This window comes from Ochrobactrum sp. A-1 (genome assembly GCF_022488005.1).
GTDB lineage: Bacteria > Pseudomonadota > Alphaproteobacteria > Rhizobiales > Rhizobiaceae > Brucella.
Window position 1 is genome coordinate 1068507 of record NZ_JAKVQC010000004.1, and the last position, 22670, is coordinate 1091176.

The window sequence follows — 22670 nt, forward strand, 5'->3', positions numbered from 1 at the left end:
AAATTTCAAATGGACCCAGAATTTTAAACGGGCAAAGCAGCATCCAGAATCTGTATTTGCGGCGTGACCGAACCATTCCAATGATTTAGCGACAGATTGCCTGCCACATGGACGCTCTGGCCGATATTGTTGAACAGGAAGCGTCCAAGATTGCCCTCAGCCGCCCGGAAGGCTATGGCATTGACGCGCTTTCCATCCGCACCACGCAACGCGACACGCACGTGATCGCGCCCGACGCCACGCACATCGGCCAGTATATGATGCGGCAGCGCCAATATGGGTTGCGGATGCGCAGAACCGTATGGCCCAGCCTTCTGCAAGGCTTCATAGAGCGATACCGTTGCGCCCGATGCGGCCAGTGCACCGTCGATGGACAGGCTCTGGTTTTCGCGCAGGCGCGAAACGATATGCGCCGATTCTTCTTCAAGATAAGCCCGCAACGCGCCAAGACTTGCGCGCTCGATGGTAATGCCCGCCGCCATGGCATGGCCGCCACCCTTGACGAGCAGCCCGCGCTCCATCGCACCACGCACCAGTTTGCCGAGATCAAGCCCCGTGATCGAACGACCGGACCCCGAACCGACACCATTGGCGTTGAAGGCAATGGCAAAGGCCGGTCGCCGCGCCTTTTCCTTGAGCCGCGAGGCCAGAAGCCCGACAATACCGGGATGCCAACGGTCGCTTGCCGTCACGATCACCGATGCGCCCGCGCCGCCGGAGATTTCCAGCGAAGCCTCCGCTTCAGCCTCCATCAGCATCTCGGCTTCCATGGCCTGACGCTCCTGATTGAGCCGGTCGAGTTCCACGGCGATACGATCCGCCGTTGATGGATCGTCCAATGTCAGCAGCCGTGCGCCAAGTCCCGCATCGCCGACGCGCCCGCCGGCATTGATGCGCGGCCCGATCAGATAGCCAAGATGGAAGACATTGAGCGGTTCGCCAATGCGGGCAACGCGCGCCAAGGCCGCAAGGCCGACATTGCTCTGCGAACGCGCAACGACCAGTCCCTTGACGACGAAAGCGCGATTGACACCGGTTAACGGCACCACGTCGCAGACCGTGGCGAGCGCCACGAGATCGAGCAGGGAAAGAAGATCGGGGCCCGGCCCCTTGCCGCGCTCCCGCAATATCTTGGCTACCTGCACCAGCGTCAGAAAGACGACGCCTGCCGCGCAAAGGTGCCCCTGCTGCGAAATATCATCTTCGCGGTTGGGATTGACGATAGCCACCGCATCCTGAGGCAAATCGCCGCCGACCTGATGGTGGTCAAGCACGACGACATCCGCTCCGGCCTGCCTGGCAGCCGTGATGGACGGCGCGCTGTTGGTGCCGCAGTCGACTGTAACGATAAGGGTCGCACCCTTGGCAACCAGATCGCGCATGGCATCGGGATTGGGGCCGTAACCTTCAAAAATCCGGTCGGGAATATAGATGGAGTGCTGAATGCCGTAATGCTTGAGAAACCGCGCCATCAAGGCGGAAGAACACGCCCCATCGACGTCGTAATCGCCGAAAATGGCCACGGTCTCGCGGCGCAGAATAGCATCGGCAATCCGCCCTGCGGCATTCTCCATATCGGTAAGCGTCGCGGGATCGGGCATGAGATTGCGCAGCGTCGGATCGACAAATTCCGGCGCGCCTTCCACCGACACACCCCGCCCGGCAAGCACGCGTGCAACCAGATCGGAAATGCCGTGATGCTGCGCAATGGCAAGTGCCGTATTGGCCTCACGCAGGCCAAGCCGGTCTACCCATTTCTGTCCGGTTGCGGATTGTTTTATTCCGAGAAAAAAGCGCTCTGTCGTCATAAGTTTCTAAAGACACAAAAGACGGCATTTTTGCAATGCCGCCTTTTATAAAAGCCTGTTTGGAAGGCGCTTGGACCTGTTGAGATTTTGGTTATGGCGTGTCGAAAATGGTGGGGTTCGAGAACCGGAGCGGAGCGTACTTTGCGTACGTGAGCACCGGAAGCGCAGAACCACGCCATTTGCAGACCGCCAGAGCCGAAATACCGACAGGTCCTAGAACTTGGACAGGTCCTGATGGCGAGCCTTTATCTCGCGCACCGTCTGCGAGCTTGAACGCATGACGATGGTGTGAGTCTGGATATAGTCACGGGCGAATTTCACGCCGGAAAGCATATTGCCATCCGTCACGCCGGTAGCGGCAAAAAGCACGTCGCCCTTGGCCATTTCTTCCAACGAATAGACCTTCTTCGGGTCCGCAATGCCCATCTTCGCGGCACGAGCGATCTTTTCATCGGTATTGAGCTGCAAACGGCCCTGCATCTGGCCACCAATGCAGCGCAGAGCTGCTGCAGCCAGAACGCCTTCAGGCGCGCCGCCAATACCGATATAGATGTCGATGCCGGTTTCGTCCGGATTGGTCGTGTGCATCACACCCGCAACATCGCCATCCCCGATGAGGCGGATCGCGGCGCCGGTCGCCCGCACTTCCTCAATCAGACGCGCATGGCGCGGACGGTCCATGATGCAGGCGGTGATTTCGTTCGGCTTCACACCCTTCGCCTTGGCGACGGACATGATGTTATCCGTCGGGCTGGCGTCAAGATCGACAACGCCCTTCGAGTAGCCCGGACCAACGGCGATCTTTTCCATATAGACGTCAGGCGCGTAAAGCAGGTTGCCCTTCTCGGCAATCGCGATGACAGCGAGCGAGTTCGGCAGGTTCTTGGCGCAGATCGTCGTGCCTTCCAGCGGATCAAGCGCGATATCGACATCCGGTCCCTGCTTGGTACCAACTTCTTCGCCGATATAAAGCATCGGCGCTTCGTCACGTTCACCTTCACCGATAACAACTGTTCCGGCGATCGGAAGACGGTTCAATTCCTGACGCATGGCATCGACGGCAGCCTGATCGGCAGCCATTTCGTCGCCACGGCCACGCAGCCTCGCCGCGGCCACCGCTGCACGCTCGGCCACGCGGACCAGTTCCAGTGTGAGAATGCGATCCAGTCCCTGGACTAATCCATGCGGGTGCTGCTCTGCGGTCTTGGCCATTTGAACAAAGTCCTGAATTCGAATTGCGTGGACGCGGCGCATGAACCCCGCGATTGCCGCCTCTTATAGCGACACTGTGCAAACCTTTTGTCAAAGTCCCCCGCCCCCTGCAAGGGTGAGAAGGCTAAAAACATTGCGCACTCAAACTCTTAATCGATTTAAGCTATACACGCTTCGTTTCATATCCGGGCCGGATGTGAACGCCCACACCCGGCCAGAAGTTGCAGAAATTGTTAAACAACCAAAAGATGTTACAGGCAATCAGCTTCCGATTCCGTCAAAGAAAAACTCCGGACTTTCTACTTCGACCAGCCTTTTTCTTTCGATCATCCAGAAACGGTTGCCGACATTGCGAACAAAACTGCGGTCGTGCGAGACGATAAGGCTCGCCGCCTCATTGCGAAGCAGTTCCACTTCCAGCGCTTCCTGACCTTCGATATCGAGATGATTGGTCGGTTCATCGAGAATATAGAAGTTCGGATTGGTCAGACGGAGAACCAGCATGGCAAGTCGCGCCTTCTGCCCGCCGGACAAGCGTTCCAGCGGCTTGGCCTGCATTTCAAGCGTCATGCCCGCACCGGCCAGCAAGGATCGTGTCCGCTGATCGCCAATGTCGAAGCTTCTCGCAATCGTCTCGAATGGTGTCCAGTCCGGACGAAGCTCCGACAAGGCCTGATCGCTATATCCAAGCACCAGAGACGGTGTCGCCTTGATCCCGGCCTGCGCTTGATCTGGTGCAAGAATGGCCTCACGCACCAGCGTCAGCAACCGGGTCTTGCCCATGCCGTTGGCACCCAGCAGAACAATTCGGTCACCCGGATTGATCCATAGCTGTCCTGTCTTGAAGAGAAGTCTCCCATCGGGCGTGGCAATTTCGGCCTGGTCGAGAACAACCAGAGCTTTGGCGTGACTGCCACGGCTGTTCAAGATGATCTTGCCGGCAGAACGCTCGACATGCGCCGCCTTGGCGCTTTCCTCGATCTTGTCGGCCCGCGCTTTCAACTGCTTGGTTTTGACCACGAGCAGATCACTGCCCGAATTGATGCCGATATTGTTGAGCTTCGCTGCCTGCTTGCGCAATTGCTGGACTGTCTTCATGTCCTTTTCGAACTGTCGGGCATCGGCCGCATCGATTTCATCAAGCGCGACGCGGGCTTGACTGTATGGCAGAGCGAATATCGGTGATTTTTCTGCCCGCAGAAACAGTGTCCGCTTCGTAACCGCATCAAGGAAGGCGCGGTCGTGACTGCTGACGACCACTGCAACCGAACGCGGCAGTGCATTCAGCCAGTTTTCCAGCAACCGCACTTTTTCGAGATCCAGATGGTTGGTCGGTTCGTCGAGCAGGAGAACATCGGGTTCCGACACCCACGCGCGCGCCAGAAGTGCAAGCCGCTGCCAGCCGCCGCTCAACTGCCCTATGGGGCGCTGCCGCAGTTCTTCACTGACATTGAGATCATCCAGCACGATATCGGCGCGCCAGCTTTCATAATCGCGCGCTTCATCGTCGAGCCCATCCAGCACGACCTCGTAAAAACTGCGACTGAACAGGCTTTCTGGCACATATTGGCTGACATAGCCGATCTTCAGCCCGCGCGACCGCGTGATGGTGCCAAGCGTTGGTTCCCCCTCACCGACAAGAAGGCCGAGAAGACTGGTCTTGCCGCGTCCGTTGGCGGCTACGATGCCAAGCCGCTCGCCCTCGCCTATAACGAGATCGAGATTGGCGAAGAGAGGTTCGTGAAGGGTCAGTGAAAGGTTCTGTATAGAAACAAGAGACATGGCAATCAGCCCAATTCTGCCACGCACGAATGCCCGGTTTCCAAACCGTGACACGGATAGATGTGCTGGCGAATGTCCGGCAGCGGTTCAACGAACGCGCCTTCAGGAAAAGGCAGAATAAGACAGTGGTTCTAGTCTTTTTCCGCCCTGCACAAGTTACTTATGCAGGGCAAAATCGGGGCCGTGCTGACGGTGATGATCATGACGCGTCACATACATCGTACAGCCCTCCTTTTCCTGTTTTCTCTCTTGAAACGAATAAAGCCGGGCCAAATCCCGACCCGGCTTTCATAACAAAGGTAAATCGAACCCGCAAGAGAGGTCGCTTTTAGGCTCACCCGGCTCGTTCGATGCGGATCATCTGCGGTTTGTCGACCAGATGGTCATCTTTCAGGATTGCTTCCAGCGCCTTCTTGACGGCAGATTCGGTCGTCTCATGCGTGACGAGAATGACCGTCTTGATGTCTTCCTTGGCCGCACCATTCATTGGCGGACGCTGGACAATCGATTCCAGCGAAATGTCGTTTTCTGCCATGCGCTTGGCAATGGCCGCAAAGGCACCGATGCGGTCAAGAACCGTCAGGCGGATGAAGTAACCACCTGCATGCTTGCGCATCTTGGCGCGTTTGTAAGGCTGCAATGCCTTGGCGGGCGTACCGAACACCGGACCGTGCTGGAAGCCGGGACGGCTCTTGGCAATATCCGCGACATCGCCAATTACGGCAGATGCCGTCGCATTGCCACCCGCACCGGGACCGGAAAGCAGAAGTTCACCCAGAAGGTCGGTTTCGATTGCCACGGCATTGGTCACGCCATGAACCTGCGCGATGACCGACGAGGTCGGAACCATGGTCGGATGCACGCGCTGTTCAATGCCCGTATCGGTCTTCTGCGCGACGCCCAGAAGCTTGATGCGGTAGCCGAGTTCATCGGCAGCGCGAATATCGGCCAGCGAAATATTGCTTATGCCTTCGAGATAGATGTCATCGGCTGCAATCTGCGTGCCGAAGGCAAGGCTGGTCAGGAGCGCCAGCTTGTGCGCCGTATCGTTTCCTTCGATATCGAAAGTCGGATCAGCTTCGGCATAGCCCAGACGCTGGGCATCCTTGAGACAGTCCTCGAACGAAATGCCTTCTTCCCACATCCGGGTCAGGATGTAGTTGCAGGTGCCGTTCATGATGCCGTAGACGCGAGAAACGGTATTGCCGGTCAGCGATTCACGCATTGCCTTGATAACCGGAATACCGCCCGCAACAGCCGCTTCGAAATTGAGCAGAACGCCTTTGTCCTCAGCGATCTTCGCAAGGGCAACGCCATGGCGCGCAAGCAGGGCCTTGTTGGCCGTGACGACATGGCGACCGGCGCGCAGAGCCGCTTCAACGGAAGCCTTGGCCGGACCGTCCTCGCCGCCGATCAACTCAACGAAAACGTCGATATCGGCAGATTTGGCCAGTTCGACCGGATCGTCGAACCAGGTAATACCGGAAAGATCAATACCACGGTCCCGTGTGCGGTCGCGGGCGCTGACCGCCGTAACCGTTACAGGCTTGCCACACTGGCGCGTGAGCATTTCGGACTTGTCACGCAGGATACGCAACACCGAAGCACCAACGGTGCCGAGGCCGGCAACGCCGATCCGTAATGCATCACTCATTATATCGACCTTCTGTATGGAGTGCTTAATCGGGTGGGAAGCCACGGGCTGCATGATACCGCCCGTGGCCATCTTGAAAATATTATCCGCGACGACCTTCGAGCGGAATCACATTCTGCAGGTTCTCGCCCTTGGCAGAGAGGAACCGCTTGATGTTGCGCGCAGCCTGACGAATGCGATGTTCGTTCTCGACCAGCGCGATACGCACATAATCATCGCCGTGTTCGCCAAAACCGATGCCCGGTGCAACAGCCACATCGGCCTGCTCCACCAGCAACTTGGAGAATTCGAGCGACCCCAACGGACGGAAGCGCTCCGGGATCGGAACCCAGGCAAACATGGTTGCGGCTGGCGGCGGAACATCCCAACCCGCGCGGCCAAAGCTTTCAACCAGCACGTCGCGGCGCTGCTTATAGACATTGCGGACATAGGAAATGTCGCTTCCATCGCCATTCAGTGCTGCCGTCGCGGCAACTTGAATCGGCGTGAACGCGCCATAATCCAGATAGGATTTCACGCGTGTCAGGGCTGCGATCAGGCGTTCATTGCCGACCGCAAAGCCCATACGCCAGCCCGGCATGGAAAACGTCTTCGACATCGAGGTGAACTCCACCGCCACATCCATGGCGCCCGGTACTTCCAGCACCGATGGCGGCGGATTGCCGTCGAAGTAGATTTCCGAATAGGCGAGATCCGAAAGGATGACGATGTCATGCTTGCGGGCAAATGCGACGACATCCTTGTAGAAATCAAGCGTTGCCACATAGGCTGTCGGGTTGGACGGAAAGTTCAGGATCAGCGCGATCGGCTTCGGGATCGAATGCTTCACGCCGCGTTCCAGAGCCGGAATGAAACTGTCATCCGGCTTGGCCTGAATCGAACGGATCACACCGCCCGACATGATGAAGCCAAAGGAGTGAATCGGATAGGTTGGGTCCGGGCACAGAACCACATCGCCCGGTGCGGTGATGGCCTGCGCCATATTGGCGAAGCCTTCCTTGGAACCAAGCGTGGCGACGACCTGCGTATCGGGATTGAGCTTCACCCCGAAGCGGCGTGCATAATATTGCGCCTGCGCACGACGAAGTCCCGGTATTCCCTTGGATGAGGAATAACGATGGGCGCGCGGGTCCTGCACGGCCTCGCAGAGCTTGTCCACGATATTCTGCGGGGTCGGGAGATCGGGATTGCCCATACCAAGATCGATGATGTCGGCCCCCGCCGCTCGCGCCGATGCCTTCAGACGGTTGACCTGTTCAAAGACATAAGGGGGCAGACGACGGACTTTATGGAATTCTTCCGACATGATCCTGTTCCAGTGGAGGGTTGAACGTAATGGCGCGTATGCGCCGCAATGGAGCTATACACCTGTTCTCGAATCGGGTCGAGACGTGTTGCCGCGTCAAAGAACGCGGATTTCGTCTTTAGAGCACATCCCGAAAAGTATGAAACGGTTTTCGGATAAGATGCGCGCCAAAAACCAGGGAAGAGAGGATTTACTCTTCCCCGCTTTCGATCTGTTTCAGAGTAGCGTCCGTTTCCTGTTGAGCCTGCTGACGAAGGCTCGCAGCTTCGGCGGGCGTGAAGCCTGCGCCGGCGCCTCTTGATGCCGCCAGACGCGTGCGGTCGGCATCAAGTTTGGTCGTAAGCTGCTGCTTTTCTTCTGCAGTGATCTGCGTGGTCGCAGCCTTCGGCATATGGCCGAATGTGGGGAAAACACCGGTCCGGGAAGCACCTTCCTGCGGGGTACCCTGAAACTCTTTTCCGCCCGCGCATGCCGTGAGCATCGCCGCCGCTGTTGCTGCCAGCAAAAGATTGGCGATCTGCCGCGTACGCTTGGTCATGTTTCTGTTCCCGGTTAATGCCGCATAAGGTGCTGTTGGCCACAGCACCAGACAAGGATAAAGCAATTGCCAAGGGATAGCACCAAGTCGAGGCGTCCTGTCAACAAGTGAGTGATGTAAATCGGAAATTCACCCTGTGGTGAAGGCCAATCGCCCCTCTCAGACTATCCCGCCTGACAAACACGAACAGCCAGTGTAACCAACAGTTACATAAAGTAATATTTCGTTATTAGCGAATATCCCGCACTGAACGCGAAGTCTTTTAACGCTAAATGCGCATCAATAGTTGCGCTCGGCGATTAAAAAACTTAAAAATTGGTAACCAATTGCCAATCAGGTGATTTGCCCAATACAGCGAAATGACAGTCATAACTCTGAAGTGACTATCATAAGACGCTGATATTTCTGAATTTCTTTCCCGGCACAAACAGTCGGGAGCTGTGGGGACGATAGCCATCAGGGATGATGTCAGCCTCGCACGGGAGAGCCGATCTCCCGAAACCAGGTAGGCTCGAATGAATTCGGGTCGCCAAACTGGTCAGGGAAATCGAGCTGGAGCAGACTGTTGAACTTTGAGCATTCTACACACCGGACCACCGGCAGGTTTCTTTCAGGTAGCGTGGCTTTGCTTGCGCTTCTTGTCACCTCCTGCACGTCGACCGGTACAGGTCTAGACGGTAAGCCGCTCCAGATGACTTCCGCCTCCGACGGTTCCGTGATTGCTGATACATTGCAAAGTGCTGCTGATCAGACAGCCGCCGCAGAGGCAACAACGGCCCCTTCGACGGAAGAGAAGAAGACGGAAGCCAAGCCGGGCGAAACAAAGCCCGCGACTGTAGCCGACGCGACAAAAGCCAATAATAAAGAGCAGGCAAAACCGACCGAAACTGCGGCAGCCGCTGAACAGCAACCAACACAGGTCGCAGCCCTTGCCCCGCAGCAGCCGAAGAGTTCATCGCTTTTCGGCATGTTTGGTGGCAGCAAGAGTGCTGAACCAGCACCTGCGCAAGCAGCAGAACAACCAGCGGCAACCGCTCCGGCCGAAACCGCCAAAAAACAGCCGGAACCGGCAAAGGAAGAAAAGCCCGCCGAAGCGGCAGAACCAGAGCAGACCGCAGCGGCAAAACCTGCCGAAGCTGAAAAGCCTGTTCAGGTTGCTTCATTGTTCGGGTCAACGAAGAGCGCTTACGCCTCGCCGCAACGCCCAACGGCCTCGCAAGGCAGCATAGCCCGGCTTTTCTCCGACGAATCGACCGGCACGCGCTCTGACCGAACCGAGAACAAGAAGCTTGCCGTCGCAAAGCCCGTTTCTCCATCCGCGAAGCACGACTATAATTATTCACTGCCCGGCGTGCGCCCCAATGGCGGTGTGGAAATCAAACATCGCAACAGCCTTTATGACGATAGTGATATTGACGCGAACGAAGACGATGAATTCGCAAACGTAACGCTTGCTTCGGCTCCGGGCCTCGCCCGACTCGCGCCCAATGGCTTGAAGGTCCAGAGACAGACTGTGGATGTTGCCTGCCTCAAGCCGCAGCTCGTTTCCATGCTGAAAACCATGGAACGGCATTTCCGCCGTCCTGTAATGGTAACTTCCGGCTATCGCAGCCCGTCCTACAATCGCAAGGTCAACGGCGCCCGCAAATCACTCCATATGATCTGTGCAGCCGCAGATATTCAGATCGACGGCGTTTCCAAGTGGGAAGTCGCCCGTTTTGCCCGCTCCATGTCCGGGCGTGGCGGCGTCGGCACCTATTGCCATACGACATCGGTTCACGTCGATGTGGGACCGGAACGCGATTGGAACTGGCGCTGCAAGGGCTAAAAAAAGAGGCGTATCATGGATACACAAAAGCCGGATCGCATGATCCGGCTTTTTCTTTTGCCTTTATATTCAAGGAAATAAGGAACCCGCCTGCCGAAGTTTTCCCCATTATTGCAGTACATTCGATTTTTTTCAGAAAAGTGTTTTTTGGGGCTTGCGAGTCAGAACCTTCCTGAATATAAGCCCACTCACACCAGCAGGCGCCCATCGTCTAGCGGTTAGGACAGCGCCCTTTCACGGCGCAGACAGGGGTTCGATTCCCCTTGGGCGTACCATTGCTGGTTTTTTCTTTTCCCTTACAATTCAATCTGTTAGCACCTTAAGAGCACTAATTTATGCTGTCTGAACTTATTCACAGACAGGTGAAAAAAGGGGCTTGCATGTCAGAAATTTCCTGACTATAAGCGCCCCACACCAGCAGGCGCCCATCGTCTAGCGGTTAGGACAGCGCCCTTTCACGGCGCAGACAGGGGTTCGATTCCCCTTGGGCGTACCATTGCTGGTTTTCTTTTCCATCAGATTTGATGCAAATATTACTGGCCGAATTGCCAGGATACTGTTAGGCGCCGGGCTGCAACCTTTTCGGAAGGACAGCATAATGTCGAAAGCAACAGCAATCGTTCCCACCGCCCATGCCAGCCGCTACCTTCAGCAGCTCTGCAAACATTGGGCGCACAAATTCGCGGTAGAATTCACACCGGAGCACGGCACAATCGATCTCGGCGAAGGCCGTCTCGTGATTCTTGATGCCGACGCGGAAAAACTGACCATCACTGTTGAAACCTCGGAAGAAAATCTCGATCGCCTCGAAGAGGTCGTGGCAAGCCATGTCGTCCGCTTCGCTTTTCGCGAGGAACTCGTCTTCAACTGGGTAAAACAGTAACAAAAGCGGGTGCGTTTACCCTATCTGTAAAAAGCCCGCAAATTGCCCGGAATAGCCATTATCGCATCACAATCCGGGCAAATTCTCCCGCGAAATTCTTCCCAGCTTTGAACGACTGATTTGATGGGGAAGAATAATGACAAGCGAAACTAGAACCACCCTCACCTTTCTCGGCGCCGGTCTCGTTGCGGCGGCAATGGTCCTTGGTGCGGATATGAGCTGGGCCGACGTCATCAAAGCGCTATTCTAGGCCAACCACTCTCGTTTACCGACTATTTTCGCGAGGCTAACAGAAAAGCCTTTCGCACAATCGCCGAACCGCTCTAAATCGGCGCATGATTTTTCAAACACCTTTGGTTACCGGCAGGCTGGAACGCCGCTATAAAAGATTTCTTGCCGACGTCACGCTTGACGATGGGCGCTTCATCACTGCATCCGTGCCCAACACCGGCTCTATGCTCGGATTGACCGCTCCGGGTTCCCGCGTCTGGCTGAGTGTTTCGGATGCCCCTCACCGCAAATACGCCCATACACTACAGATCGTCGAAGCGGATAACACGCTGGTCGGCGTAAACACCGGCTTGCCGAACCGGATCGCCGAAGAAGTAATTCTCAAGAGCCTCATTCCGGACCTCGCAGGATATGTCAGCCTCAAGCGTGAGCAGAAATATGGCAGGAATTCGCGCATCGACCTGTTGCTGGATGACGGTCCGCGCCCGCGAGCCTATGTCGAGGTCAAGAATGTCCACTTTATCCGAACGCTCGGACTGGCGGAATTCCCCGATACGGTGACGGCGCGAGGCGCAAAACATCTTGATGAACTGGTCGACGTGGTTGCCGCTGGTCATCGGGGCGTGATGCTGTTTATTATCCAGCGAAACGATTGCAGCAGATTCAGCATTTCCGGCGATCTTGATCCCACTTACGCACGCGCTTTTGAACGTGCGCGCGCAAACGGGGTTGAGGCTTGGGCCGTTCGGTGCCAAATAACGGATAAAAGCATTGACGCCACTGAAGTGGTGCCAATTGAGTAGACCAAGACGGATCGAGTGATGGTAACCTATATCGAAGCGACAAGTGCACCCATGAAATATACGGGCCAGATCAGGCTCTATGGCTCCGAGGCTTTCGAGGGTATGCGCACGGTTTGCAATCTGACGGCACGCTGTCTCGACGCACTCAACGATATCGTCAAGCCGGGTGTGACCACCAACGAAATCGACCGTTTCGTTTTCGAGTTCGGCATGGATCACGGCGCGTTTCCGGCAACGCTGAACTATCGCGGCTATACGAAATCGACCTGCACGTCGATCAATCACGTCGTCTGCCATGGCATTCCGAACGATAAGCCGCTGCGCGAGGGCGATATCGTCAATATCGACGTGACTTATCTCCTCGATGGCTGGCATGGCGATTCAAGCCGCATGTATGCGGTAGGCGAAATCAAGCGCGCTTCCGAGCGGCTGCTTGAAGTCACCTATGAAAGCCTTCTGCGCGGGATTGCGGCCGTCAAACCCGGTGTAAAGACCGGGGCTATCGGCGCTGCGATCCAGACTTATGCCGAAGGCGAGCGCTGCTCCGTCGTACGCGATTTCTGCGGCCACGGTGTGGGACAATTGTTCCATGACGCGCCGAATATCCTCCATTACGGCACGCCGAATGAAGGCGTCGAGATCAAGGAAGGCATGATCTTCACGATCGAGCCGATGATCAATCTCGGCAAGCCGCATGTAAAGGTTCTTGCAGACGGCTGGACTGCGGTTACCAGAGACCGCTCGCTGACGGCACAATATGAGCATACGGTAGGTGTTACGAAGGACGGCTGCGAGATATTCACGCTGTCCCCGGCCAATGTCTTCGGCCCGCCTTCTATGAGATAACGGCGAAGGGATATCGCCTCGTTAATTGTCTGGTCTGTTTTTGCGGGGGTTTAAACAGGATGGCAAAGCACAGGAATGAGTCGGGTAGCAACGAGTTGCCCGGCTTCAGCGACACGCTGCAATTAACACCAAAGATCGACACGCCGCATTATGCCGGGCATCGTGATCGTCTCAAACAGCGTTTCAGGGATGCACCTGATGCGCTGGCAGATTATGAACTGCTTGAAATGCTGTTGTTTCGCGCCATTCGCCGCGCCGACACCAAGCCGCTCGCCAAGGCTCTGCTGATGCGGTTCGGCTCGATTGCCGAAGTGTTGGCCGCCCCCGAAAAACTGATCGCTGAAGTTCCCGGCGCGGGTCCCACCGTCGCGCATGAACTTAAGCTCGTGGAAGCCGTCGCCAAGCGAAGCGCGCGCAGTACGGTCATGGAACGCGAAGTGCTTGGTTCATGGAACAAGGTGATCGAATACTGCACCACTGCCATGGCCTACGAGACCCGCGAGCAGTTCCGCATTCTCTTCCTCGACAAGAAGAACAAGTTGATTGCCGATGAAGTTCAGCAGACAGGTACGGTGGACCACACACCAGTCTATCCGCGAGAGGTCGTCAAACGGGCCCTGGAGCTCTCCGCCACCGCCATTATTCTGGTCCACAACCATCCTTCCGGCGACCCGACACCATCACGCGCCGATATTGACATGACCAAACAGCTCGTCAATGCCGCCAAGGCGCTCAACATTACCGTGCATGACCATGTCATTGTCGGAAAGCACGGCCATGCCAGTTTCCGCGGGTTGGGATTGATCTAGCTACTCTTTGAAAATTCTATTGTTACGGTTTGTTAAGCATAGCGCGAAGAATGGTTGCGCAATGCATGGAAATCGCTCGAATTTTCTTAAATTTGGACACAATCAGAGGTGAGACGAAAGCCAGTTCGAAGGCACGGCCTTTCGATGGCAATAATGAATTCAGGCATGTTTCCCGCCAGCGTTTCCGGACGGGAAAATCGGAGTAAAAAATGTTGAAGCGTTCTATCACCGCAGTGGCGCTTGGCGCCGCAATCGTTGCTTTTGCAGGCTCGGCTTTCGCTGCCGATATGATGGGAGCAACGGACTATTCCTATAACGATCCGGTTGCCAGCGGCCCGCATGACTGGTCCGGCAATTATATCGGCGCACAAATCGGCGCTTCGTCGTCCAAGGTCCCTGGCCCCTTCACCAACCGTACTGGCGCTCTGGGCGGCGTCGTCGTCGGCAAGAACATGCAGAGCGGTAATGTCGTGTTTGGCGCAGAACTTGAGGGCAACTTCGCCGAAGCGGAACATCGCATCGGCAACGGTGGCAGCCTTCAGCAGTCATGGAACGGCAATGCCAAGGGCAAGGTAGGCTACGCTTTTGACAAGACGCTCGTTTACGGCACCGCCGGTTACGGTGTGACCCGCTTCAAAGCCAAGGATAACACCACCTCGGCTCCGGGCTGGGAAGGCGGCGCAATGATCGGTGCCGGTGTCGAACAGGCACTGACCGGCCCGCTTTCCGTCAAGGCCGAGTATGATTTCCAGCGCTTCAATGACGTAAAGTCCCGCGTCAACGGCGTTGAACAGCGTAACAATCTGAAGAACCATTCGATCAAGGCCGGTCTGAACTACAAGTTCTAGACCTCGCGATCCGATGCGAGACTTCATTCTGTTTTCGCATCAAGCAATTCTGCATTTGCACAAAGGGCTGCGTTTCATAGCGCAGCCCTTTCGTTTTGCATAAATTTATCTTCATTTCGCAGTCTGACTACGTCATTCGATGGCTTGACTCCGACAGGCACTAACCGATTATAAATTGGTAGTGGAAGTGCGGGGAACAATAAGAGCGAAAAGCTCAACCACCATATCGGGAGGTTATCTTACCTTGCCGTGTTGTCTCCTCGCGCCTGAACACTTGGATATGTGGCTCTGCTGTCGCAGGCCATGCAGTCAGGAATGAAAGAATGCAGCGCGTTTTTGACGGACATAACGATGTCCTTCTGCGGCTTTGGGAAAATGCCCGTAAGGGCCAGGACCCGATCAAGGAATTTATCGACGGGACGGATATCGGCCATATTGACCTGCCCCGTTCGCGCAAAGGCGGCCTCGCCGGTGGCATATGCGCCATCTACATACCTTCGGGCGAGCATATCGAACTGGGCAAGCCCGATGCTAACGGCCACTACGAAACGTCGCCTTCATCGCCGCTGGAACGCAGTCCCTCCCTCGACATCGCTCTCGAAATCGCAGCCATTGCGCTGAGGCTGGAAGCTGCAGGCGGCTGGAAGCTCTGCCGCAACGGTCGTGAACTCGACGAAACGCTGAACAGCGACACATTCGCCGCCGTGCTCCATATGGAAGGCTGCGAAGCCATCGATGAAGAGCTGGCAGCGCTTGAAGTTTTTTATGCTGCCGGTTTACGTTCACTTGGCCCGGTCTGGAGCCGAAACAATGTTTTCGCCCACGGCGTTCCGTTTGCCTATCCGATGAGCCCCGATACTGGCCCCGGCCTGACCGATGCGGGCAAGCGCCTGGTCAAAGCGTGCAACACCAAGGGCATTCTGATCGACCTGGCGCATATCACCGAAAAAGGTTTCTGGGATGTGGCCAAACTGAGCGATCAGCCGCTGGTCGCCAGCCATTCCAACGCACACGCCCTCACCCCTGTCGCCCGCAACCTGACCGACCGTCAGCTTGATGCGATCCGCGAGAGCAAGGGTCTTGCCGGACTGAACTACGCCACGACGATGCTGCGCGCCGATGGCAAGGAAGACGCCAACACGCCGCTTTCCGATGTGGTTCGCCATGTGGATTACATGGTTGAACGCATGGGCATCGACTGCGTGGCCCTTGGCTCGGACTACGACGGCGCAACAATTCCAGCTGAAATCGGCGATGCCGCCGGAACCCAGAACCTTGTGATGGCCTTGCAAAAGGCCGGATACAACGATGAGGAACTGGCGAAGCTTTGCCGGGACAACTGGATCAGGGTCCTGAAACAGGCATGGCACGAAGCCTGACATACAGATACAATCCAATAAAATCCCAACAAAAATACAGAAAGGGAACTCAAACATGATGCATTTCGGACGTTTTCGTATTCTGGCTGCCGGTGCAGCGCTTGCTGCCGTACTGGCTGCAAACCCAGCCTGGTCGGCCACGCCTGCCGACACTCTGGTTCAGGCATGGGCCATCGATGACACCATCACGCTGGACCCGGCAGAATCCTTCGAACTGAGCCCGGCCGAATTCATCGGTAATGCCTATGACATGCTCGTTCGTCTCGACATCAACGACACGTCTAAAGTCGTGCCGGGTGTTGCCGAAAGCTGGACCGTGTCCGACGACGGCCTCACCTATACGTTCAAGCTGAAGAAGGACATCAAGTTCGCTTCTGGCAACCCGATCACTTCTGCCGATGTGGCTTATTCCTTTGAACGTGCTGTGCGCCTCGACAAGAGCCCGGCCTTCATCCTGACCCAGTTCGGTCTGACCAAGGATAACGTCAACGAAAAGGCGAAAGCCGTAGACGACAATACCTTCGTCTTCACCGTCGACAAGCCATATGCGCCAAGCTTCGTGCTGAACTGCCTGACCGCGACCGTCGCAGCAGTGGTCGACAAGAAGCTTCTCGAAGAGCATGCCGAGAAGGTTACGCCGACCGACGACTACAAATACGACACCGACTATGCCAATGCATGGCTGAAGACAAAGTCGGCAGGCTCGGGACCGTTCACGATCCGCGAATGGCGCGCCAATGAAGTCGTCATTCTGGAGCGCAACGACAATTTCTATGGCGAAAAGGCCAAGCTCAAGCGCGTCTTCTATCGTCACGTCAAGGAAAGCGCGACGCAGCGCCTGATGCTTGAATCCGGCGACGTCGATGTGGCTCGCAATCTGGAGCCGGGCGACTATGAGGCCGTTCTGAAGAACGACAAGCTGACCACGGCCAGCGCTGCCAAGGGCACGGTCTATTACATCAGCCTCAACCAGAAGAACGAGAACCTGGCCAAGCCGGAAGTTCGCGAAGCGTTCAAATATCTGGTCGATTATGATGCAATCGGCTCGACCCTCATCAAGGGTATTGGTGAAATCCGCCAGACCTATCAGGCAAAGGGCGTTCTTGGTTCTCTCGATGCTGCTCCGTACAAGCTTGATGTTGCGAAGGCGAAGGAACTTCTCGCCAAGGCGGGTCTGAAGGACGGTCTCTCGGTCACGTTCGACGTCCGTAACGGCCAGCCGGTCACCGGCATTGCCGAATCCTTCCAGCAGACCGCTGCTCAGGCTGGCGTGAAGATCGAAATCATCCCCGGCGACGGCAAGCAGACGCTGACAAAGTATCGTGCCCGTAACCACGATATGTATATCGGCCAGTGGGGCATGGACTATTGGGATCCGAATTCCAACGCCGAAGCTTTCACCAGCAACCCGGATAACAGTGACGATGCATCGACCAAGACGCTTGCATGGCGCAACGCCTGGGACATTCCAGAGCTGACCAAGCAGACGCAGGCAGCTCTTCTGGAACGCGACAACGACAAGCGTGCCGAACAGTACAAGAAGCTTCAGCAGGAAGCTCTCGACCAGAGCCCGTTCGTCATGCTGTTCCAGCAGGTTGAAGTTGCCGGCATTGGCGGCAACGTGAAGGGCTACAAGCTCGGCCCGACATTCGACTCCAACTTCCTGGCGAACGTCAGCAAGGAATAGTCACTCCGATTCAGCGCATGAAAGCTTTTCATGCGCTGAATCGGCCTAAAAACAAGAAGATGGAGCGGTTTTCTGAATCAAAAAGGAAAGCCGCTCCAGAGCATTTCCAGCGAACCTGTCTCGCGTCCAGAAATGCCTCACAACAGGAAATGGAACGGCCCATCAAAACCGTTCTAGAGCTTTTCAAGCAAAGATGACTGAGGCTTCAGACCGGCACATGTTCTGAAATGTTCTCATTGTCGGAAGCGGTCAAAACATTGAGTAACACTGTAACCACCAAGAAGGTAAGGCGAGCGCCGCGGCGTTCAACGGTCCTTGCCGCGTCGTTAGCCAGTTTTCTGGTTATCGTCGTCACGACCTATCTGGGCCTTCTGGCCGTCACATTCTTTATCGGCCGTGTAGTGCCGATCGACCCCGTGCTTGCCATCGTCGGCGACCGCGCTCCCGCGCATGTCGTGGCGCGCGTGCGGGAAGAAATGGGCTTCAACCTGCCCTATTACCAGCAGTTCTATCTTTACGTGAAAGGCGTTCTGCAAGGCGATTTCGGCACTTCTGTGCTCACGACCAATCCGGTCATGACCGACATCCGACGCGTCTTCCCCGCTACAATGGAGCTCGCCACTGTCGGCACGATCATTGGCGCATTGTTCGGTATTCCGCTCGGCGTTCTCGCCGCTGTGAAGCGCGGCAGCCTTGTCGACCAGATTGTGCGTGTGATCGGCCTCGTCGGCTATTCGGTGCCGATCTTCTGGCTCGGCATGCTCGCGCTCCTGATCTTCTATGCGCGGCTCGGCTGGACTTCCGGCCCCGGACGTATCGACATCACATTTGAGTATACATTCACACCGATCACCGGTTTCTACCTGATCGATGCGATTCTCCAGCGCGACTGGCCAGCCCTCAAGGATATTATCTCCCACCTTATCCTGCCATCGGCTTTGCTCGGCTACTTCTCCTTGGCCTACATCAGCCGCATGACCCGTTCCTTCATGCTCAATGAGCTGGAACAGGAATATATCGTCGCTGCGCGCGCCAAGGGCATTTCGGAAACCCGCATCATCTGGGGCCATGCGCTGCGCAATGCCGCTGTCCCGCTCGTGACCGTGATTGCGCTTTCCTATGCCGGGCTTCTGGAAGGGTCGGTTCTGACCGAAACCATCTTCTCCTGGCCCGGTCTCGGACTCTACATCACCAATTCACTGCAAAACGCTGATATGAATGCCGTTCTCGGTGGCACTATCGTCATCGGGTCGGTCTTTATCGCGCTCAACCTCGTGTCCGATCTTCTCTATCGGGTTCTCGATCCAAGGACGCGCGTACGATGAGCCAAATGACAGATACTTCCAACCTCTCATGGCGCGAATGGCTGCTTACCGAGCGGCCACAATCGCGCACGCAAGCCCGTCTCGGCCGCGCCTATATGGTCTGGCGGCGTTTCACTGCCAACAAGCTCGCCGTCCTTGGCCTGCTAATCATCATTGGACTGCTCGTCGTTGCAGCGCTGGCCGATGTGCTTGCGCCGCATTCGCCGGTTGTTGGTGATCTCGCCAATGCACGTCTTCTGCCGCCGGGAACACCCGGCTACCTGCTCGGCACCGATGATCAGGGTCGCGATATTCTTTCGCGTCTGATCTATGGCTCCCGCCTCACCCTCTATGTGGTGCTTCTGGTTGCCATCATCGCCGCACCGATCGGCCTTCTGGTTGGCACTGTGGCCGGTTATGCCGGTGGCTGGGTCGATGCCGTGCTGATGCGCATCACCGATATCTTCCTTGCCTTCCCGAAGCTCATTCTCGCGCTGGCCTTCGTTGCCGCTCTTGGACCCGGCATCGAAAATGCCATCATCGCCATCGCGATCACCTCATGGCCACCCTATGCGCGTATTGCGCGTGCAGAAACGCTAACTGTGCGCAACTCGGATTATATCTCCGCCGTTCGCCTGATGGGCGCTTCGCCGATCCGCATCGTCGTGCGTCATATCATGCCGCTCTGCACATCTTCGCTGATCGTGCGTGTGACGCTCGACATGGCAGGTATCATCCTGACGGCAGCGGGCCTTGGCTTCCTCGGCCTCGGCGCACAGCCGCCACTGCCTGAATGGGGTGCGATGATCGCTTCCGGTCGCCGCTTCATTCTCGACCAGTGGTGGGTTGCCGCTATGCCAGGTATCGCGATCCTGATCGTCAGCCTCGGCTTCAATCTGCTGGGCGATGGCCTGCGCGATGCGCTCGATCCGCGGGGTAACAACCAATGAAGCCTCTTCTGACTGTTGAAGACCTGCGCGTCACCTTCCCGACGCGCACGGGCGCAATCGAGGCCGTGCGCGGTGTTAGCTTTGAGCTTGGCCGCGAGCGTCTCGGTATTGTTGGCGAATCCGGTTCTGGTAAATCGCAAACCGGGCGCGCCATCATGGGTCTCACGCCGCTCCATGCGCAGATCACCGCCAGGAAACTCGAGTTTGACGGCATCGATCTTCTGAACGCCTCGGCGCGTGAACGCCGCGCCTTGCGCGGCGGCCGCATCGCCATGGTGTTGCAGGACCCGAAATATTCGCTCAACCCTGTCATGACCATCGGCAAGCAGATCGCCGAAACGCTGAAAGCCCACGGCAAGTTCAGCGGCGATGAGATCCGCAAGCGTTCCGTCGCCATGCTCGAAGCCGTGCAGATTCGCGATGCAGAACGCGTGATGAAGCTCTATCCGCACGAAGTTTCGGGCGGTATGGGCCAGCGCGTCATGATCGCTATGATGCTGGTGGCCGAGCCGGAAATGCTGATCGCCGACGAGCCGACTTCGGCCCTCGACGTGACGGTTCAGCTCGAAGTGCTCGGCATTCTGGACAAGCTGGTTGCCGAGCGCGGCATGGGGCTGATCTTTGTCAGCCACGACTTGCGCCTCGTTTCTTCCTTTTGCGACCGCGTCATCGTGATGTATGCGGGCAAGATCGTGGAGGAAATTGCGGCGAAGGACCTCGCCAATGCGAAACATCCCTATACGCAAGGATTGCTGAACTGCATGCCGAAGATCGGAGCCGATCGCCATCCCCTGCCAACCTTGCAGCGTCAGGAGGCATGGAAGCTATGAGCACGGCATCTGCACTGAGCGTCGACAATATCGACGTCTATTTCGATCATTTCCATGCACTGAAATCGGTCAGCATCGATGTGGCCCGCGGCGAATCCTACGGCCTTGTGGGGGAATCCGGTTCCGGCAAGTCGACCCTGCTGCGCGCCGTAGCCGGACTGGCGCCTGTTGAAGACGGCGAAATCCGCATCGACGGGCAATTGCTGAAGACACCGCGCGACAAAGCATTCTATCGCAATGTCCAGATGGTGTTTCAGGACCCTTACGGCTCGCTGCATCCCCGGCAGACGGTGGATCGGCTGTTACTGGAACCGCTTGCCATCCACGGCGTCGGCGACACGGAACAGCGCATCGTAAGAGCGTTGGACGAAGTCGGTCTCGGTTCCGGCTTCCGCTTTCGCTATCCGCACCAGCTTTCAGGCGGCCAGCGCCAGCGTATTGCCATTGCTCGCGCTTTGATCGTTGAGCCCAGCATATTGCTGCTTGACGAACCGACCTCAGCGCTCGACGCATCGGTTCAGGCGGAAGTGTTGAACCTGCTCGAACAGGTTCGGCGCGACCGCAACCTGACCTTCGTCATGGTCAGCCACGATCTTGGCGTTGTGACCCATATGTGCGACCGGCTTGCCGTCATGCGCAATGGGGAGGTCGTCGAGCAGTTGCAGGCGGACGATCTTGTCAGCGGCAATATCCATGCCGACTATACGAAGAACCTGATGCGGGCCAGCGAAGGCTTCCGCAGGTAATGCAAAAGCTTGTCTCCCAGAAGTGGTAACCAGTTTTGGGATAAAGACATGCGAAAAAACAGAGGGGACCTTCCGGTCCCCTTTTTCATTGCATCAATCGTCGGATGCCTTGCGCGGTGTGTCGCCATCCTGCCCGCGCCGCCAATAGGCGACTATAAGCTGGCGATCCTTCGCAACATTACGTTCCTTGCGCATATAGGTGCGGATCGACCGGAATGCGTTGAACTCGCAACCGGCCCAGACGTAAATGTCTTCCTCGTCTTCCGGTAGTTCGACCGCACGCACCGCATCCTGCAGCAATGTCGTCGTTCCGGCTTCCGCACCATCGCGGTTCAGCCACTGCAGATCGACATCAGCTCGCGAGATAAGTTCCTGCTTTTCTGAAGCACTGCCGATCTCGACGCGCACAACCGCCTTGGTGCCTTCCGGCAATCGCTCCAAAATGCGCCCGATGGCGGGCAGCGCGGTTTCATCGCCCGCCAGCAGATACCACTTCGCATCGCCTGCATCACCGCCACCCGGACCGGTCATCCCGACAATATCACCCGGCTTGGCGCTGACAGCCCAGCCCGAACCCGGCGCATCGCAATCGTCGCCATGAACGACCATATCAATATCCACCCATCCGGCTACGGGATCGATGTTGCGGATCGTGTAGACACGCGTGGCAAGCTTGGCTTCGCCATCCGGCCAGACCGGACGGCCATCTTCGCCAGTTGTCGGCCATTGCGGCTTGGCAAGACCTTCCGGTGGAAACAGCAGGCGGATATGAAGACCCAACTGCGAGAAGCGGAACAGGTTTTCGCCCTTCAGACGAATACGACGCATATGCGGCGTCACATTCGACACTGCGACGACCTGCATTTCGCGGAAATAGGGCAACGGCAGCCCAGCGGCCCCATCACCTTCCCAGATAATCTTCGGCTTGGCGCTGCCCTTGTCGAGAAATTCCAGCACATGTTCGGCGATGGAATACTTCATATAGGCAAGACCGGTTTCGTCTTCGCTCGTGACGTCGACGCTAACCGTTTCATCATCCCAATGCACATCGGCCTTACCGAAGCTCAATACCAGCTTGGCCGTACTGCCCTGACGATGCACATCGGCATGTTCGACAAAATGATCGAGAAGCTGATTGACCACATGACCGGCGTTCGTGAGTGCAAAGCGGGTATTGGCATTGAGTTCGGACATGCCCCGTCCTCCTTTGGGAAATAATTTTCCCA

General features: G+C 56.7%; 19 protein-coding genes and 2 tRNA genes. 14 read left to right on the forward strand and 7 right to left on the reverse strand.

Going from position 1 to position 22670, the window contains the following annotated elements; genetic code table 11:
- Positions 1-23: 23 nt before the first annotated feature.
- From recJ to MKS82_RS14700, 6 genes are all read right to left on the reverse strand, one after another.
- The gene (recJ, locus tag MKS82_RS14675; RefSeq protein ID WP_240578934.1) at positions 24-1808 is read right to left on the reverse strand and encodes a single-stranded-DNA-specific exonuclease RecJ; all 1785 of its coding nucleotides are present in this window, start codon (positions 1806-1808) and stop codon (positions 24-26) included.
- A gap of 213 nt (positions 1809-2021) precedes the next feature.
- Positions 2022-3020 carry a class II fructose-bisphosphatase gene (gene glpX / locus MKS82_RS14680; RefSeq protein WP_109988455.1) on the reverse strand — a complete coding sequence of 333 codons (999 nt, stop codon included), beginning with the start codon at positions 3018-3020 and terminating at the stop codon, positions 2022-2024.
- Between the two features lie 261 nt (positions 3021-3281).
- Positions 3282-4802: an ABC-F family ATP-binding cassette domain-containing protein gene (locus MKS82_RS14685; RefSeq protein ID WP_109988524.1), complete on the reverse strand. Its 1521-nt coding sequence runs from the start codon at positions 4800-4802 to the stop codon at positions 3282-3284.
- A 334-nt stretch (positions 4803-5136) separates the two neighbouring features.
- Positions 5137-6456, reverse strand: a complete 1320-nt coding sequence (locus tag MKS82_RS14690) for a homoserine dehydrogenase (RefSeq protein ID WP_109988525.1) — start codon at positions 6454-6456, stop codon at positions 5137-5139.
- A gap of 82 nt (positions 6457-6538) precedes the next feature.
- Positions 6539-7762 (reverse strand): LL-diaminopimelate aminotransferase, encoded by a 1224-nt coding sequence (locus tag MKS82_RS14695; RefSeq protein WP_109988456.1) that lies wholly within the window; start codon positions 7760-7762, stop codon positions 6539-6541.
- Between the two features lie 190 nt (positions 7763-7952).
- Entirely contained in the window at positions 7953-8300 is a 348-nt protein-coding gene (locus MKS82_RS14700) for a hypothetical protein (protein WP_109988457.1), read from the reverse strand.
- Between the two features lie 565 nt (positions 8301-8865).
- Here MKS82_RS14700 and MKS82_RS14705 point away from each other — a divergent pair.
- From MKS82_RS14705 to MKS82_RS14770, 14 genes are all read left to right on the forward strand, one after another.
- Positions 8866-10128 (forward strand): YcbK family protein, encoded by a 1263-nt coding sequence (locus MKS82_RS14705; protein WP_109988458.1) that lies wholly within the window; start codon positions 8866-8868, stop codon positions 10126-10128.
- A gap of 200 nt (positions 10129-10328) precedes the next feature.
- Positions 10329-10403, forward strand: a tRNA-Glu gene (locus tag MKS82_RS14710).
- Between the two features lie 146 nt (positions 10404-10549).
- Positions 10550-10624: transfer RNA gene (locus MKS82_RS14715), tRNA-Glu, on the forward strand.
- A gap of 102 nt (positions 10625-10726) precedes the next feature.
- Complete coding sequence (locus MKS82_RS14720; protein WP_109988459.1) at positions 10727-11011, forward strand: DUF2218 domain-containing protein; 285 nt, start codon at positions 10727-10729, stop codon at positions 11009-11011.
- A 335-nt stretch (positions 11012-11346) separates the two neighbouring features.
- Entirely contained in the window at positions 11347-12045 is a 699-nt protein-coding gene (gene sfsA / locus MKS82_RS14725; RefSeq protein ID WP_109988460.1) for a DNA/RNA nuclease SfsA, read from the forward strand.
- A gap of 18 nt (positions 12046-12063) precedes the next feature.
- Positions 12064-12891 carry a type I methionyl aminopeptidase gene (map, locus tag MKS82_RS14730; protein ID WP_109988461.1) on the forward strand — a complete coding sequence of 276 codons (828 nt, stop codon included), beginning with the start codon at positions 12064-12066 and terminating at the stop codon, positions 12889-12891.
- Positions 12892-12950: 59 nt separating this feature from the next.
- The gene (gene radC / locus MKS82_RS14735) at positions 12951-13700 is read left to right on the forward strand and encodes a RadC family protein (RefSeq protein WP_109988462.1); all 750 of its coding nucleotides are present in this window, start codon (positions 12951-12953) and stop codon (positions 13698-13700) included.
- Between the two features lie 209 nt (positions 13701-13909).
- A complete protein-coding gene (locus MKS82_RS14740; protein WP_109988463.1) occupies positions 13910-14548 on the forward strand; it encodes an outer membrane protein in 639 nt (212 codons plus the stop codon).
- 323 nt (positions 14549-14871) lie between these two features.
- Complete coding sequence (locus MKS82_RS14745) at positions 14872-15927, forward strand: dipeptidase (protein ID WP_109988464.1); 1056 nt, start codon at positions 14872-14874, stop codon at positions 15925-15927.
- A gap of 55 nt (positions 15928-15982) precedes the next feature.
- Entirely contained in the window at positions 15983-17614 is a 1632-nt protein-coding gene (locus MKS82_RS14750) for an ABC transporter substrate-binding protein (RefSeq protein WP_109988465.1), read from the forward strand.
- Between the two features lie 227 nt (positions 17615-17841).
- Positions 17842-18939: an ABC transporter permease gene (locus MKS82_RS14755; protein WP_445558078.1), complete on the forward strand. Its 1098-nt coding sequence runs from the start codon at positions 17842-17844 to the stop codon at positions 18937-18939.
- The gene (locus MKS82_RS14760) at positions 18936-19868 is read left to right on the forward strand and encodes an ABC transporter permease (RefSeq protein ID WP_061346124.1); all 933 of its coding nucleotides are present in this window, start codon (positions 18936-18938) and stop codon (positions 19866-19868) included. The genes MKS82_RS14755 and MKS82_RS14760 overlap by 4 nt, the downstream gene beginning before the upstream one ends.
- Positions 19865-20698: an ABC transporter ATP-binding protein gene (locus MKS82_RS14765; protein WP_109988467.1), complete on the forward strand. Its 834-nt coding sequence runs from the start codon at positions 19865-19867 to the stop codon at positions 20696-20698. The genes MKS82_RS14760 and MKS82_RS14765 overlap by 4 nt, the downstream gene beginning before the upstream one ends.
- Positions 20695-21444, forward strand: a complete 750-nt coding sequence (locus MKS82_RS14770; protein WP_109988468.1) for an ABC transporter ATP-binding protein — start codon at positions 20695-20697, stop codon at positions 21442-21444. Before MKS82_RS14765 ends, MKS82_RS14770 begins: the two co-directional genes overlap by 4 nt.
- Positions 21445-21537: 93 nt before the next feature.
- Here MKS82_RS14770 and MKS82_RS14775 read toward each other — a convergent pair whose 3' ends face one another.
- Positions 21538-22638, reverse strand: a complete 1101-nt coding sequence (locus tag MKS82_RS14775; RefSeq protein WP_109988469.1) for a siderophore-interacting protein — start codon at positions 22636-22638, stop codon at positions 21538-21540.
- Positions 22639-22670: the final 32 nt, after the last annotated feature.